The sequence below is a fragment of the Vibrio sp. AH4 genome, assembly GCF_030710545.1.
GTDB lineage: Bacteria > Pseudomonadota > Gammaproteobacteria > Enterobacterales > Vibrionaceae > Vibrio > Vibrio metoecus.
This window is the reverse complement of sequence record NZ_JALAIV010000001.1, coordinates 687,571-702,689: the sequence shown is the minus strand read 5'-3', so window position 1 is coordinate 702,689 and position 15,119 is coordinate 687,571. Positions and strand designations below refer to the sequence as shown.

The following is a 15,119-nucleotide window of genomic DNA, read 5'->3' as shown; positions in this document are numbered from 1 at the left end:
TCAACGAAAGTCAATGTGTGTTAATTTTGTCAGCAAATTAATGCTTATTATCGTGATGGATGTCACGGTGACTATGCAAAATTTGTTAATCTCGCCGTAACTTTCTGTTCTGAATCCCTTAGACTATCGGTAAAATCTGCTCAGTGAATCGTTTTCGCTAAGCCAAACGTGATCGATCTCAGTGCTATCGACAGCATGGAAGCCTGCATTGAGAAAGGTTTAGAGCAAAACAGCATAGTCATCATAAGGGTGTGATGGGATCCCATCACCGAATCAAGACAAGAGGGTTAAAAGAAATGGCGACAATGAAGGATGTTGCCCAGCTTGCAGGTGTTTCAACCGCGACGGTGTCGCGTGCGTTGATGAATCCTGAGAAAGTTTCTTCATCGACGCGTAAGCGTGTTGAAGAGGCGGTGCTGGAAGCGGGTTACTCACCGAATTCTTTAGCGCGCAATTTGCGTCGTAATGAGTCAAAAACCATCGTTGCTATCGTGCCGGATATCTGTGATCCCTACTTTTCTGAGATCATTCGTGGGATTGAAGATGCGGCAATGGAGCACGGTTATCTGGTGTTATTGGGTGATAGTGGCCAGCAAAAGCGTCGGGAAAACTCCTTCGTTAATCTGGTGTTTACCAAACAAGCTGACGGGATGCTGCTACTTGGCACGGATTTGCCATTTGATGTGAGTAAACCTGAGCAGAAAAACCTGCCGCCAATGGTGATGGCGTGTGAATTCGCCCCCGAACTTGAGCTGCCTACCGTTCACATTGATAACCTGACTTCAGCGTTTGAAGCAGTGAACTACTTGACCCAACTGGGGCATAAGCGTGTGGCGCAGATTTCTGGCCCTCAAAATGCTGCATTGTGTCAATTCCGTCATCAAGGCTATCAACAGGCGCTACGTCGTGCTGGCATCACCATGAACCCGACTTACTGCACTTTTGGCGATTTCACTTTTGAAGCAGGGGCGAAAGCGGTGCGTCAGCTCTTATCGTTACCGGAGCAGCCTACCGCGATTTTCTGCCACAATGACACGATGGCAATCGGTGCGATTCAGGAAGCGAAGCGACTTGGTTTGCGCGTACCGCAAGATCTGTCGGTTGTCGGTTTTGATGATATTCAGTTTGCACAATACTGCGATCCGCCATTGACGACGATTTCTCAACCTCGCTATGAAATTGGCCGCCAAGCCATGCTAATGATGTTAGAACTTCTGCGTGGACATGATGTGCGTGCTGGCTCGCGTCTCTTGGAGACCAAGTTGGTCGTACGTGAGAGTGCTGCACCACCCAACAAGAAATAGATCACAGCACGAACCGAGCTTTGGGGTTATGACTCAAGCTCGGTTTATTTGTTTTCTATCGCAGCAGTGATGTCGGCAACAAGGTCAAGTTGTTTGGGTATAACTCTGTTATCTGGTCGAGATCTGCTTTAACATGTGGGCAATTTTGTTAATTTCCGAACAACAACGTGGCGAATAGAGATTATGTAAGAGGCGGTCGTAGTCCCAAGAAGCCGACCCGAAAAAAAGCAGCGCCGCGCCGTAAACCTTGGCGCAGTGGGTTAGTCGCTTTAGTGCTATTGGCAGGCTTTGGTTATGGTTTGTATCTACTCAATAACGACCCAGAACCTAAGCCGAGCAAAGCCGTTGCGACGCCATCAACCTCATCGAGCAAAACCAAACCTGCGGAAACGTTGCCACCGCCACCAACTGAAAAGTGGGATTACGTGGACACCTTGCCTAATCGTGAAATTGAAGTAGTAGCGAAAGAGCAAGCGGTGTCGGATATTCCCTACGTGATGCAATGTGGGGCGTACAAAACCGCTGAGCAAGCCGAAGCGCGTAAGCTGGATATCGCTTTCCAAGGCATCAGCAGCAATATTCGCAAAAAAGCGGACAGCAGTTGGTATCGTGTGGTGCTTGGTCCTTACAAATTTAAGCGTGATGCGGAGCGTGATAAGCACAAACTGCAGCGTGCGAAAATTGAGCCCTGTGCTATCTGGGCTGAGAAGCAGTAAATCCTCCCTAAAAGCCTGATGTTGATCAGGCTTTTTTGTTGGCAGCTTGTCAACTTTCCTCTATTGGCTTGAAATTGTTTTCCGATAGCCGCATATAAGCGTTAACTCTCCGATAAACAATAAAGAGGCCTCTTGTGACTACTATCGTATCAGTGCGTCGTAATAATAAAGTTGTCATCGCCGGTGACGGGCAGGTATCGCTAGGTAATACCGTCATGAAAGGCAATGCACGTAAAGTGCGCCGCCTATACAACAACAAAGTGCTGGCGGGTTTTGCTGGTGGAACCGCGGATGCGTTTACCCTGTTTGAGCGCTTTGAAAGTAAGTTGCAGATGCACCAAGGCCACTTAACGAAAGCGGCGGTCGAACTGGCCAAAGATTGGCGCAGCGACCGCGCATTGCGCCGGTTGGAAGCGATTTTGGCCGTTGCCGATGAAACCGCCTCGCTGATCATCACCGGTAATGGCGATGTATTGCAGCCAGAGCACGATCTGATTGCGATTGGCTCTGGTGGCAACTATGCACAAGCCGCCGCGATTGCTCTATTAGAAAACACCGAGCTTGATGCACGCACGATCGCCGAAAAAGCCCTGAATATCGCGGGTGATATCTGCGTATTTACCAACCATCATCACACTATCGAAGAACTCGAAATTCCGCAGGCAATGTTGCCGCAAGGCGCATAAGCGCAGATTAATAATCACAAGATAGTGCCTGATAAGCTGAGTGAAGGATTTGAATCATGTCTGAAATGACTCCCCGCGAAATCGTGAGCGAGCTAAATCGCCACATCATAGGTCAAGATAAAGCCAAACGTGCCGTGGCGATAGCGCTGCGCAACCGCTGGCGTCGTATGCAGCTTGAAGAGAGCTTGCGCGTTGAAGTGACCCCAAAAAATATTCTGATGATTGGCCCAACAGGCGTGGGCAAAACCGAAATTGCTCGCCGTTTAGCCAAACTAGCGAACGCGCCTTTCATTAAAGTTGAAGCGACCAAATTCACCGAAGTTGGTTATGTAGGTAAAGAAGTGGAGTCGATCATCCGCGATCTGACCGATGTTGCGGTAAAGCTAACTCACCAACAAGCGATGGAAAAAGTGAAATTCCGCGCCGAAGAGTTGGCCGAAGAGCGGGTATTGGATGTATTACTACCACCCGCGCGTGATGCATGGGGACAGGCAGAGCAGAAAGAAGAGAATTCCAGCACTACTCGCCAAGTGTTCCGCAAAAAGCTGCGTGAAGGCCAACTGAACGACAAAGAGATCGAAATCAATGTGGCAACACCACAGATGGGCGTGGAAATCATGGCGCCTCCTGGCATGGAAGAGATGACCAACCAGCTGCAGGGACTGTTCCAAAACCTCGCGGGCGACACCAAGAAAAAGCGCAAAATGAAAATCAAAGATGCGCTGAAAGCGTTGGTGGAGGAAGAAGCCGCTAAGCTAGTTAATCAAGAAGAGCTGAAAGAGCAGGCGATTTACAATGTCGAAAACAACGGCATCGTGTTTATCGATGAAATCGACAAAATCTGTAAACGCGGTGAAGTATCGGGTCCTGATGTGTCTCGTGAAGGGGTGCAGCGCGATCTGCTGCCTTTGATTGAAGGTAGTACGGTATCGACCAAGCATGGCATGGTGCGTACTGATCACATCCTATTTATTGCTTCTGGTGCATTCCAAGTAGCGAAACCGTCGGATTTGATCCCAGAATTGCAAGGCCGTTTGCCAATTCGCGTTGAGCTGGAAGCGCTGTCGAGTGATGACTTCAAACGTATTTTGACTGAGCCGAAAGCATCGCTCACCGAGCAATATGTTGCGTTGATGAAAACCGAACAAGTGGATGTGCAGTTTACCGAAGATGGCATCAAGCAAATTGCGGATGCCGCATGGCAAGTCAACGAAACCACTGAAAATATCGGTGCGCGTCGCTTACATACTGTGCTGGAGCGCTTGATGGACGAAATCTCGTTCGATGCGACTGAAAAAGCGGGGCAAGCCTTTGTGATCGATGCCGCTTACGTGAAAGCACGCTTGGGTGAGCTAGTCGAGGACGAAGATCTGAGCCGTTTCATTCTTTAGACAGATCGACTTTTTATAAATGAAAAGCCCACCCGAAATAGGTGGGCTTTTTTATCTGGGTGATTTGCGCGTATACTGACGCCATGTTGATCGTACTCTCATTATCATGAATAACTCTGTGCAAATTTGGTTGGATGCCGCGCGTCCGAAAACCTTGCCTCTGGCTTTGATCTCAATTTTAACTGGGAGCGCATTAGCGTTTTCGGCTGGACATTTTCACTGGCTTATCGCCGTATTGGCGCTACTGACCGCGACTTTGCTGCAAATTTTGTCCAATCTCGCCAACGACTATGGGGATGCGGTGAAAGGCACCGATAACCATGCTCGTTTGGGGCCGATGCGCGCGATTCAATCGGGTGCGGTGAGCTTAAGTGATATGAAGCGGGCGATGGGCATCAATGTACTGCTGACCATGGTTGCCGGCTTGGTGTTAGTGCTGTATGCCTTTGACAATTTGCAAAATATTCTGATGTTTATCGCCTTGGGCGTGCTGGCGATTCTGGCGGCGATTGCGTATACCGTAGGCAATAAACCCTATGGCTATGTTGGGCTTGGCGATTTATCCGTATTCCTGTTTTTTGGCTTGCTTGGTGTTTCAGGCAGCTTCTTTTTGCACACGGGCTACATTGAATGGAGCCTGTTATTGCCCTCATTAGGCTGCGGTTTACTGGCGGTGGCGGTACTCAACGTCAACAACATGCGCGATATTGAAAATGATGCGAAGTGCGGCAAACGTACTGTTGCGGTGCGCTTAGGACAAGTGCGTGCCAAGCAGTACCATTTTGCGCTGTTGTTTGGCGCCGTTGCGGCGTTTGCTGCTTACTTAGTGCTACAAGATAAACCGCTGTGGATCAGCTTGCCATTTCTACTTTGCCTGTCGGTGGTGACGCGTCATGGTCGAGAAGTGTGGTTTACCGAGCAGCCTGCACAAATTGCTCCGATGATGCCTGTTGTCGTGAAAACCTCGGTGATCACCAACCTTTTGTTTGTAGGAGTGATCATTGCCCAAACTCTGACAAGTTAATTTGCACTCTGTCATTGCAATGACTCAATCACTCTATATACTCGATGGAAGACTTTCGCTAAGAGAACAAAGCTATGGAATACAATACTTCAGCGCTGTGTGATATCTATCTCGACCAAGTCGATGTCGTGGAGCCAATGTTCAGCAACTTTGGCGGCTGTGCATCTTTTGCCGGTCAGATCACGACGATCAAATGTTATGAAGATAATGGCTTGATTCGTGAAACGCTTGAGCAAGATGGTCTTGGCCGTATTTTGCTGATTGATGGCGGTGGTTCGCTGCGTCGTGCATTGATTGATGCCGAGTTGGCCGCTCTAGCGGAAGAAAATGAGTGGGAAGGCATTGTGGTGTATGGCAGTGTCCGTGAAGTGGATGAATTGGAAGAGATGAGCATCGGCATTCAAGCCATCGCTTCTATTCCTGTTGGTGCAACCTCGCAAGGCATCGGTGAAGTGGACATTCCAGTTAACTTTGGCGGTGTGACTTTCCTACCTGAAGATTATCTGTATGCCGATAATACCGGCATCATCATCTCGCAAGAACCGCTGAGTGCGGATTTGGGTGAGCAAGAAGAAGAGGAAGATGAGCTGCTGTAAGCGCCCTCATTTTTCCTAACCGTTGTAAAAGCCGATGTGACTGCATCGGCTTTTGTCATTTATCGGCTTTAGTATGCTGATCCTCAATCGGGAGTAAGTTGCTGACGCCGTAATCTCAGCGCATACAAATAACCTAATAAACCGCCCAGCACGTTACCTACTGCAATACCAATAAATAAGCCTTCAATGTTGTACAGCGTGCCGCCAATCCAGGCGACAGGTAGGGTGAACACAAACAGGCGCATGAAACTCCACTGAAAGGCTTTGAGTGGCTGATGCAAGGCGTTGAGCGCTGAAACTAACATCATGACTACGCCTTGGAAGCCGTAGCTGACAGGCACGACTAACAGATAGTGCCACAGCAGATCGCGCACCGCTTGCTCTTGAGAAAACAGCGCTGCCAGTGGAATGCTCAGCGGCACCATCATGATAAACACGATGAGTTGAAACAGCAGAGAAAAGCGCAGGCTCAGAAAGAGTCCGGCAAAGCTGCGTGCTGGATTTTTCGCCCCCAGATTTTGCGCCATAAAGGGCGTGAGCGCTGAAGTGAGCGACATCAGTACCAAGATCAGAATCGACTCAATGCGCTGCGCCGCACCATACGCAGCCACCGCTGCGGTGCCGTGGCTTGAGAGCATGATCATCAGCAGTGCGCCAGAGATCGGGTTCATTGCGGTGGAAAGGGCGGCCGGAGTGCCAATTTTTAAAATCTGCTGCCAGTCATGACGTAGATGCGGTAGTGACGGTATGGCGAGCAATTTTTCACGCTTAATCAGCAGATACAGTGAGCCGATTAATGCCCCTAGCCAAGAGAAGGCGCTAGCAATCGCAGCGCCTTGAATGCCGAGCTCAGGAAATGGGCCATAGCCAAAAATCAGCAGTGGATCGAGCGCTCCATTGATAAAACCCGCTAGCATCATAATTTTGGCGGGTGTTTTGGTATCGCCAGTGGCGCGAATCGCGCTATTACCTGCCATCGGTAGCACGAGCAGTGGAATGGTGAGATACCACACCACCATGTACTCTTTGATGAGTGGGATCAGATCGTGGCTAGCACCAAGCAGTAAAAACAGTGGCTCAATGGTGAGTAAGCCGAGTGTCGAAGCGGCGGCAACCAGCAATAACGCTAGCAATAATCCATGACTAGACACGCGCGCCGCTTGTCGTCCATCGCCTTGTCCGAGCAAGCGGCCTATGCAGGTGGAAAGCCCAACTCCAATCCCCATGGTGATACAGTTGACCGCAAACGTAACCGGAAAGGTATAACTGATCGCCGCCAACGCTTGTGTCCCCAGTAGAGAAATAAAGAAAGTATCGACAAGGTTGAACATCAGAATTGCCACCAAACCGAAAATCATCGGTACGGTCATTTGCCGTAAAACGAGGGGGATGGGGGCAGAAAGCAGGCCGTGTTTATCTTGCATAGGATGGTGTGCGCGAAGGAACAAGGTGCCTAGCATACCTGAACTTAAAAACAGGGACTAGGGAAGGGGGCCTAGCGAGTGAATCGTGAGGTATTAAAAATAATAAGGCCAGCATTATGCTGGCCTTGAACGATACGTTGCGAGAGTCGCAAATTACGCTTTTTTCGCTTCTGCGGCTGCTTTCGCGATCGCGGCAAAGCCTTTCGCATCCAGTGATGCACCGCCAACCAGCGCACCGTCGATGTCTGGTTGTGCAAAGTAAGAAGCTGCGTTTTCTGGTTTCACGCTGCCGCCGTACTGGATGATCACTTGCTCTGCCACTGCAGCATCTTTCGCTGCGATCAGTGCACGGATAGATGCGTGAATACGTTGTGCGTCATCTGCGGTTGCTGCTTTACCCGTACCGATTGCCCAGATTGGTTCGTAAGCGATGATCGCGCCGTTCAGAGCTTCAACGCCGTAAGCGTCGATCACTGCGTTGATTTGACGAGCACATACTGCTTCTGTTTCGCCCGCTTCGTTTTGCGCTTCAGTTTCACCGATACAGAATACTGGCGTTAGGCCGTTTTCTTTCAGGAACGCAAATTTCTTGGCAACGAACTCGTCCGATTCTTTGTGGTAATCACGACGCTCAGAGTGACCGATGATGATATGAGAAGCACCGAAATCTTTCAGCATCGCTGGAGACATGTCACCGGTGTACGCACCGTTGTTGTGAGTATCGGTGTTTTGTGCACCTAGGATCAGCTTGTTGCCGCCTTCTTTGATCAGGCGCTCTGCCAGATCCAAATACATTGCTGGTGGAGCAATAACCACATCAACACCCGCAACACCTTCAAGTTCTGCATTCAAGCCGTTTAGCAGGTCAGTGACCATAGCTTTGCTGCCATTCAGTTTCCAGTTACCCATCACAACAGGACGACGCATAGGAATATCTCCATATCTAATCAATGTAAAAAATAAACTCGCAGGACTATAGCAGAATAAATTCGTCAGATCATGACTCGTATCATGTCTTTATTGGATCTCACTGACGCGACAAATCAGCAATCGAGTGATCTGAGTGACAGATTATTCGGTAGTAGCTCGGTTTTTGTGGTTTAACTTGTTATTACTATCCCTCTCTCTAAGTCGGAACCACTTTTATCCATCGTTAGCAAGGAACTGCCAATGCCCAATCTCGTTATGGAATACTCAAACTCAGTCGATGAACGCATCAACGTGCAAGGATTATTGGAAGATTTGCATCAAGCCGCGATTGATTCAGGACTGTTTGAAACAAGTTCGGTAAAATCTCGTGCACTGCGCTGCCACCATTGGTTGATTGGTGATGAGGGCGATAGCGTCGATTTTATTCATATCAGTTTTGAGCTGCTGGCGGGACGTAGTGCGGAGCAAAAACGTGAATTATCGCGTAAGCTAATGGAAATTTTGGCTGCGAAAGCCAGCCATGTACGCAGTTTGACCATTAATATTCGAGATATGGATACGGACTGCTTTCAAAAAGTCATCAATTGATGATCTTGTTTAGGTAAAAATCATGTCGTTACAAACACTGTTGTTTTCTTTTCAGGGGCGTATTGGGCGTCAAACCTTTTGGCTGTGGAACATTTGTTACTACGCGATGATCGCGGGGTTTGCGATTGGGTCTAATCAGTTGTTTCCCGATGTCGCTCATCTGATCTTGCCGGTTTTTCTGCTGTTGGTTTTGGTGCCGGATTTGGCGATTACCGCCAAACGGTGGCATGACCGTGATAAATCCAACTGGTGGCTACTGCTGAATGTCCCCTTGGTGATTGGTCGTATGACATTGCCAGCCGGAGAGCTAGCGGCCAGTGCGCAACCGGGCGTGATGGAAACGCTAGTGTCGTTAGTCGCACTGCTGTGTGGGGCATGGATTCTGGTGGAGTGCGGATTTCTAGCTGGGAGTGATGGCAATAACCGATTTGGCCCACAACCCCAAGGACTGAAAAAAGCGTAAGTGTATGATTGAGTTGAAGAGGAGGCGAATGCCTCCTCTTCGTTTATTCTGTGCAAGCGCGATTAACGCCAACCATCGTCCTGAACGGTTCGTGGGCGAAATGGCACAATGTCAGCAACAGCATTTTGCTGCAAATCTCCATCCAAAGCATTACGAAAGCGTACCATTTGTTGGCTGAGCTCGCGCATCAAAATGACGTTGGTGTGTACTGGGTTTTTGCACTGGCCTACGACTCGATCGATATGGCTTTGTTGCGCCCAGAGTCGATTTTGCATGGCAAGTGACGCGGAGAGAATCATCTCTTCACACATCTCTTTTTTGAACTGATCAAAAGCATCGGGATGATGTTTCGCAAGGGCTACCAACTCATCAAAAGGTGGTAATACTTGGTTATAGGGTTCGGGTAAATGAGGGGGTGTCATGTTTCGATCCTCCGCCTTTTGGCAAACTGATGCTTTTATCAACAGTTCAAGCTTAAGCGATTTTTATTGAGCTTGGCGGAACGAATGTCGAGCTTCTTATAAATAAGACAGAAGCGGTTGGAATGGTGTTTGTCACCGCCCTGAAATGAAGTAAGTACAGCGGCGTTCACCGGCAACAATGTGTTCACGACGTTCGATGTGGCAGCCTTCACCCAACAAGCGACGAAAAACATTTAACTCTGATTGGCACAGGTTTGGGCAGCGAGTCGCGGCTTTACAAATTGGGCAGTGGTTTTCGATCAAGATAAATGCTTGATCCCGGATTTCTAGCTCAGCCATGTAGCCCTCTTGCTCACGTAGCGCGACTAATGTTTCGAGCTTATCTTGTAAAGAATGGCAGTGGGTTAGGGCCTGTTGATAAGCGGCGAAAGTTTGCGCTTCACGTTCAGCGGCGACTTTGGCTAATCCTTCTTGTCCAAAAATATGCTCAACAGCATCAATCACTTGAATGGTCAGTTCACCATGACGATCGGCAAACTGATTGTGTCCTTTCGCTGTTAAAGACCAGTGACGAGTCGGGCGACCGACTTTCACTTTCACATCATAAAACGAGAGCACACCATCCTCCTCCAAACTTTGCAAATGCTGACGAGCGCCCATGGTGGTAATGCCTAGGTCTTCAGCAAGTTGTTTGGCGGTTACGGAGCCTTCACGTTTGATGGTGTGAAGAATGCGGTCAACCGTTTTCATCGTCTCTGGTTATCCTTGTTCTTAAAAAGGTTGGGGCGCTGATTTGGGTGAGTGTTCGCGCATCTCTTTTGTGTCGTTATTATGGAACGCGAATTTAATAAAGCAAACCATTTACTATATCGATGATCGCCGTCGCTCACTGACGAAGGAAAGAAGCGGCGTTGGTGTTTGAAAATGTTAATTTAATCACGTTTTTTTACGCTTGCCCCCTTGGGATATGGCACAACTTCCCCCACATAAGTGACACATGCTGATGATCAGCGTTTTTATCAACCATACGGAAAATTAAATCAGGAGAGACGACCGATGAATATTCGTCCATTACATGACCGAGTGATCGTTGAACGCCAAGAAGTTGAATCAAAATCTGCTGGTGGAATTGTTCTAACTGGTTCTGCGGCGGAAAAATCAACGCGCGGTAAAGTGTTGGCTGTTGGTAAAGGCCGCATTCTAGAGAACGGTTCTGTTCAACCTTTGGACGTCAAAGTAGGCGACACCGTGATCTTCGCAGAAAGCTACGGCACAAAAACAGAAAAGATCGATGGCAAAGAAGTGCTGATCTTGGCTGAACATGACATTTTGGCAATCGTTGAATAATTGATTCTGAATCCCAACGAAATCAATAACTGAATTTAGAAAGGAAATGAAAAATGGCTGCTAAAGACGTACGTTTTGGTAATGACGCTCGTGTAAAAATGCTAGAAGGCGTAAACATTCTGGCCGATGCGGTAAAAGTAACCTTAGGCCCTAAAGGCCGTAACGTGGTTCTCGACAAATCTTTCGGTGCACCAACCATTACTAAAGATGGTGTATCGGTTGCGCGTGAAATTGAGCTGGAAGACAAATTCCAGAACATGGGCGCACAAATGGTGAAAGAAGTGGCTTCTCAAGCCAACGACGCGGCGGGTGACGGTACCACCACAGCCACCGTACTGGCTCAAGCGATTGTGAACGAAGGCCTAAAAGCGGTCGCGGCAGGCATGAACCCAATGGATCTGAAGCGCGGTATCGATAAAGCGGTTATCGCTGCAGTAGAAGAGTTGAAAGCACTGTCAGTGACTTGTGCGGATACTAAAGCGATTGCTCAAGTAGGTACTATCTCTGCTAACTCAGACTCTAGTGTGGGCAACATCATTGCTGAAGCGATGGAAAAAGTGGGTCGCGATGGCGTGATCACCGTTGAAGAAGGCCAAGCGCTGCAAGACGAGCTGGATGTGGTTGAAGGTATGCAGTTTGACCGTGGCTACCTGTCACCGTACTTCATCAACAACCAAGAATCAGGCAGTGTAGAACTGGATAACCCATTCATCCTGCTGGTGGATAAGAAAATCTCTAACATCCGCGAACTGCTGCCAGTACTGGAAGGCGTAGCGAAAGCGTCTCGTCCACTGCTGATCGTGGCTGAAGATGTGGAAGGCGAAGCGCTGGCGACTCTGGTTGTCAACAATATGCGCGGCATCGTGAAAGTGGCAGCGGTTAAAGCCCCTGGCTTTGGCGATCGTCGTAAAGCGATGCTACAAGATATCGCGATCCTGACTGGCGGTGTTGTGATCTCTGAAGAGATCGGTCTGGAGCTGGAAAAAGCAACTCTGGAAGACCTAGGTCAAGCGAAGCGCGTTTCTATTACCAAAGAAAACTCCACCATCATCGATGGTGCAGGCGATCAAGCTGCGATCCAAGGTCGTGTTGCACAGATCCGCCAACAAATTGAAGAAGCCACGTCTGACTACGATAAAGAGAAACTGCAAGAGCGTGTGGCTAAACTGGCCGGTGGCGTTGCTGTAATCAAAGTGGGCGCTGCGACTGAAGTTGAAATGAAAGAGAAGAAAGACCGCGTAGAAGATGCTCTGCACGCGACTCGCGCTGCGGTAGAAGAAGGCGTGGTCGCCGGTGGTGGCGTAGCCCTGATCCGTGCTGCATCTAAGCTATCTTCTCTAGAAGGCGACAACGAAGAGCAAAACGTAGGTATCCGTGTGGCACTACGTGCAATGGAAGCACCACTGCGTCAAATCGTGAAAAACGCCGGTGACGAAGAGTCAGTGGTTGCCAACAACGTACGCGCTGGCGAAGGTAACTACGGTTACAACGCAGCTACGGGCGTTTACGGTGACATGATCGAAATGGGTATTCTGGATCCAACCAAAGTAACCCGTTCTGCTCTGCAATTCGCAGCGTCTGTTGCGGGTCTGATGATCACCACTGAGGCGATGATCACTGAACTGCCGAAGAAAGATGCACCAGCAATGCCAGACATGGGCATGGGTGGCATGGGCGGTATGATGTAATTATCCCCCTTAGCAGGAAAAGCCGGAGCCCAAGCTCCGGTTTTTTTATGCCGTGGTTATGCTAAAGCATGGTTAAAATTAGCCAGAATGACCAAGAACATGACCATAAACGGCGCGGAAAACTGACACAATATTCACATTACCTTATGCAAGATATGGATAATGTTGCTCAGTTTTCCCCCTTGTCCATCCTGATTGGAGGTTATTTTTATGAACAAGCCGTTTGCTTTGATGGCGCTTACTGCAGCGATGGCTGCTCCGGCCGCACTGGCTTCAACCCCAGTTATGTTCTCTTCTATCGACAACTTCAACACGCCAGATGCGAACCAAGTTGCGGGTGTGCGTTTGTCGGCACTGCACGGTAAAGTGAATGAAGTCAAAGGGGTCGATTTTTCGATTCTTGGCCTGTCTGAAACCGACAAAACCACAGGTGTGAACTTTGGCTTATTGTTCGGTGCGAGCAAGGTCAACCAAGAGATGACCGGTGCATCACTGGGTCTTTTGAACTGGAACACCGGTAATACTTACGGTGCGAACTTAGGTTTTGTGAACCTGACTCACGATGTGAAAGGCGCGAACTTGAGCTTTGTGAACTACTCAGAAGGTAACACTCTCGTTGACCTAGGTGCGGCCAACTTCTCGAACACTTCAACAGTGCAGTTTGGCCTATTCAACAAAACGGAAAAAATTGAAGGCGTACAGATTGGTTTGATCAACTGTGCGGACAACGGTTTCTTTAAGTGTTTCCCAATCATTAACTTTGCGAAGTAATGATGCAAAAAGCGTTGCCTAGGCAACGCTTTTTTCTTTACTCAAGATGCAGATCAAGCGGTGTTTTGCTAGGTCTGCCACCGATTTCTCGGGTTAATTTTGGCACCAGATAGCCGGAAACCCGCTCAATCAAGCCTGCCATAATCTGCCGTGCTTCCCCATCACTCACGTAAAAATGCGCCGCACCTTGCACCTTATCCAACACATGCAAGTAATAAGGCAGAATTCCCGCATCAAACAAGGTTTCGCTGAGGGCGACTTGCGCGGCAACGGTATCATTTACCCCTTTAAGCAGCACTCCTTGGTTAAGCAACGTCACGTTTACTGCGCGTAAGCGTGCCATTTGCTGTTTGAGTTCTAAATTGATTTCATTGGCGTGGTTGATGTGTGTTACCAGCAGGATTTGCAAGCGCGTTTGCGCGAACAGTTCAACCAATTCCTCGGTGATACGCGCTGGGATCACCACCGGCAATCGCGAGTGAATGCGCAGTCGTTTGATGTGCGGGATCGCTGCGATACGCTCTATCAGCCACGCAAGCTCATGATCTTTGGCCATCAAAGGATCACCACCGGAGAAGATTACTTCATTGAGTTGCGGATTCTGCGCAATGTAATCAAGACTTTGCTGCCAAATAGCTTTGCTGCCTTTGTTATCTTCATAAGGGAAATGGCGACGGAAACAGTAGCGGCAGTTGATGGCGCAGCCGCCTTTTACGATCAACAAGCAGCGATTTTTATACTTGTGTAGCAAGCCTGGAATCGCGTTGTTTTGCTCATCCAGAGGATCATTGGAATAGCCGGGATGTACTTCAAATTCTGCATTTAAGGGCAAAACTTGACGTAAAAGTGGATCGTAAGGATTGCCTTTTTGCATGCGATCGACAAAACTTTGCGGCACCCGCTGCGCAAACAGTTTGCGCGCTTCAAATCCGTCTTGCCATGGCGAAGGATTGATCTCAAGTTGCTGCAACAATTGCAGAGGATCGGAGATCGCGTTTGCCAGCTGTTGCAACCAGTTTTGCTCAACAGAAATGACTTTTCGGGTTATGATGTGCGGCATTGATTTTAACTCGAAGATAGTAAGAGGAAAAAATGGCTACTGTTAGCACGAATGAATTTAAAGGCGGTCTCAAAATTATGCTTGATAACGAGCCTTGTGTCATTCTCGAAAACGAGTATGTAAAACCAGGTAAAGGTCAGGCATTCAACCGCGTGAGAATCCGTAAGCTGCTTACTGGTAAAGTTCTGGAAAAAACCTTTAAGTCAGGTGACACCGCAGAAGTTGCAGATGTTATCGATATCGATCTGGATTACCTGTACAACGATGGCGAATTCTACCACTTCATGAACAACAGCACATTCGAACAGCTTGCTGCAGATGCAAAAGCAGTGGGTGAGAATGCGAAATGGTTGGTAGAAAACAACACTTGTATGCTGACGCTGTGGAATGGTAACCCAATCGCGGTAACTCCACCAAACTTCGTTGAGCTAGAAGTGACTGAAACTGATCCAGGCGTAAAGGGTGACACTCAAGGTACTGGCGGTAAACCTGCAACTCTGTCTACTGGTGCTGTCGTTCGTGTACCTCTATTCGTACAGATTGGTGAAGTGATCAAAGTGGACACTCGCTCTGCAGAATACGTTGGCCGTGTGAAGTAATCACCTCGGTAACAAGAAAAAACCAACCTTGCGGTTGGTTTTTTTATGCGTGTTTTGCTCTTGTTGCTTGAACACACCAATAAAAAAGCTGGCCTGTAAGCCAGCTTTTT

17 protein-coding genes are annotated in these 15,119 nt (G+C 48.5%); 12 read left to right on the top strand and 5 right to left on the bottom strand.

Going from position 1 to position 15,119, the window contains the following annotated elements; translation table 11 throughout:
* Positions 1-296: 296 nt before the first annotated feature.
* The 6 genes from cytR (at position 297) to rraA (ending at position 5,717) form a co-directional block, all read left to right on the top strand.
* The gene (gene cytR, locus MKA69_RS03395) at positions 297-1,304 is read left to right on the top strand and encodes a DNA-binding transcriptional regulator CytR (protein ID WP_032469940.1); all 1,008 of its coding nucleotides are present in this window, start codon (positions 297-299) and stop codon (positions 1,302-1,304) included.
* Positions 1,305-1,471: 167 nt separating this feature from the next.
* Positions 1,472-2,020 (top strand): SPOR domain-containing protein, encoded by a 549-nt coding sequence (locus MKA69_RS03390; protein ID WP_000013359.1) that lies wholly within the window; start codon positions 1,472-1,474, stop codon positions 2,018-2,020.
* Between the two features lie 134 nt (positions 2,021-2,154).
* Entirely contained in the window at positions 2,155-2,706 is a 552-nt protein-coding gene (gene hslV / locus MKA69_RS03385; protein WP_000208248.1) for an ATP-dependent protease subunit HslV, read from the top strand.
* 56 nt (positions 2,707-2,762) lie between these two features.
* A complete protein-coding gene (hslU, locus tag MKA69_RS03380) occupies positions 2,763-4,097 on the top strand; it encodes an HslU--HslV peptidase ATPase subunit (protein WP_305847500.1) in 1,335 nt (444 codons plus the stop codon).
* A 106-nt stretch (positions 4,098-4,203) separates the two neighbouring features.
* Positions 4,204-5,121 carry a 1,4-dihydroxy-2-naphthoate polyprenyltransferase gene (locus MKA69_RS03375; RefSeq protein WP_055064336.1) on the top strand — a complete coding sequence of 306 codons (918 nt, stop codon included), beginning with the start codon at positions 4,204-4,206 and terminating at the stop codon, positions 5,119-5,121.
* Positions 5,122-5,195: 74 nt separating this feature from the next.
* A complete protein-coding gene (gene rraA / locus MKA69_RS03370) occupies positions 5,196-5,717 on the top strand; it encodes a ribonuclease E activity regulator RraA (protein ID WP_000456239.1) in 522 nt (173 codons plus the stop codon).
* An 83-nt stretch (positions 5,718-5,800) separates the two neighbouring features.
* Here the strand turns inward: rraA and MKA69_RS03365 are convergent, their stop codons facing one another.
* Together MKA69_RS03365 and tpiA are read right to left on the bottom strand one after the other, a co-directional pair.
* On the bottom strand, positions 5,801-7,177 hold the full coding sequence (locus tag MKA69_RS03365) for an MATE family efflux transporter (RefSeq protein WP_095469640.1): 1,377 nt from the start codon (positions 7,175-7,177) through the stop codon (positions 5,801-5,803).
* A 117-nt stretch (positions 7,178-7,294) separates the two neighbouring features.
* Positions 7,295-8,068, bottom strand: coding sequence for a triose-phosphate isomerase (tpiA, locus tag MKA69_RS03360; RefSeq protein ID WP_055029191.1), 774 nt, complete (start codon positions 8,066-8,068; stop codon positions 7,295-7,297).
* Positions 8,069-8,311: 243 nt separating this feature from the next.
* Between tpiA and MKA69_RS03355 the strand changes: the two genes are divergently transcribed.
* A complete protein-coding gene (locus tag MKA69_RS03355) occupies positions 8,312-8,659 on the top strand; it encodes a 5-carboxymethyl-2-hydroxymuconate Delta-isomerase (RefSeq protein WP_001133283.1) in 348 nt (115 codons plus the stop codon).
* Between the two features lie 22 nt (positions 8,660-8,681).
* Positions 8,682-9,122 (top strand): DUF805 domain-containing protein, encoded by a 441-nt coding sequence (locus MKA69_RS03350; RefSeq protein WP_305847499.1) that lies wholly within the window; start codon positions 8,682-8,684, stop codon positions 9,120-9,122.
* Between the two features lie 62 nt (positions 9,123-9,184).
* Here MKA69_RS03350 and MKA69_RS03345 read toward each other — a convergent pair whose 3' ends face one another.
* Both MKA69_RS03345 and MKA69_RS03340 read right to left on the bottom strand, forming a co-directional pair.
* On the bottom strand, positions 9,185-9,544 hold the full coding sequence (locus tag MKA69_RS03345) for a DUF3135 domain-containing protein (RefSeq protein ID WP_000188674.1): 360 nt from the start codon (positions 9,542-9,544) through the stop codon (positions 9,185-9,187).
* Positions 9,545-9,676: 132 nt separating this feature from the next.
* Positions 9,677-10,294 carry a metalloregulator ArsR/SmtB family transcription factor gene (locus MKA69_RS03340; protein WP_055033441.1) on the bottom strand — a complete coding sequence of 206 codons (618 nt, stop codon included), beginning with the start codon at positions 10,292-10,294 and terminating at the stop codon, positions 9,677-9,679.
* A gap of 306 nt (positions 10,295-10,600) precedes the next feature.
* Between MKA69_RS03340 and MKA69_RS03335 the strand changes: the two genes are divergently transcribed.
* The 3 genes from MKA69_RS03335 to MKA69_RS03325 all read left to right on the top strand — a co-directional run bounded on the left by MKA69_RS03335 (position 10,601) and on the right by MKA69_RS03325 (position 13,350).
* Positions 10,601-10,891 carry a co-chaperone GroES gene (locus tag MKA69_RS03335; protein ID WP_001026274.1) on the top strand — a complete coding sequence of 97 codons (291 nt, stop codon included), beginning with the start codon at positions 10,601-10,603 and terminating at the stop codon, positions 10,889-10,891.
* 53 nt (positions 10,892-10,944) lie between these two features.
* Positions 10,945-12,579, top strand: a complete 1,635-nt coding sequence (gene groL / locus MKA69_RS03330; RefSeq protein WP_000729139.1) for a chaperonin GroEL — start codon at positions 10,945-10,947, stop codon at positions 12,577-12,579.
* Positions 12,580-12,789: 210 nt separating this feature from the next.
* The gene (locus tag MKA69_RS03325; protein ID WP_055027436.1) at positions 12,790-13,350 is read left to right on the top strand and encodes a VC2662 family protein; all 561 of its coding nucleotides are present in this window, start codon (positions 12,790-12,792) and stop codon (positions 13,348-13,350) included.
* 37 nt (positions 13,351-13,387) lie between these two features.
* Here MKA69_RS03325 and epmB read toward each other — a convergent pair whose 3' ends face one another.
* Positions 13,388-14,410 carry an EF-P beta-lysylation protein EpmB gene (epmB, locus tag MKA69_RS03320; protein ID WP_305847498.1) on the bottom strand — a complete coding sequence of 341 codons (1,023 nt, stop codon included), beginning with the start codon at positions 14,408-14,410 and terminating at the stop codon, positions 13,388-13,390.
* Between the two features lie 32 nt (positions 14,411-14,442).
* Between epmB and efp the strand changes: the two genes are divergently transcribed.
* Positions 14,443-15,009, top strand: coding sequence for an elongation factor P (gene efp, locus MKA69_RS03315; RefSeq protein WP_000246892.1), 567 nt, complete (start codon positions 14,443-14,445; stop codon positions 15,007-15,009).
* Positions 15,010-15,119: the final 110 nt, after the last annotated feature.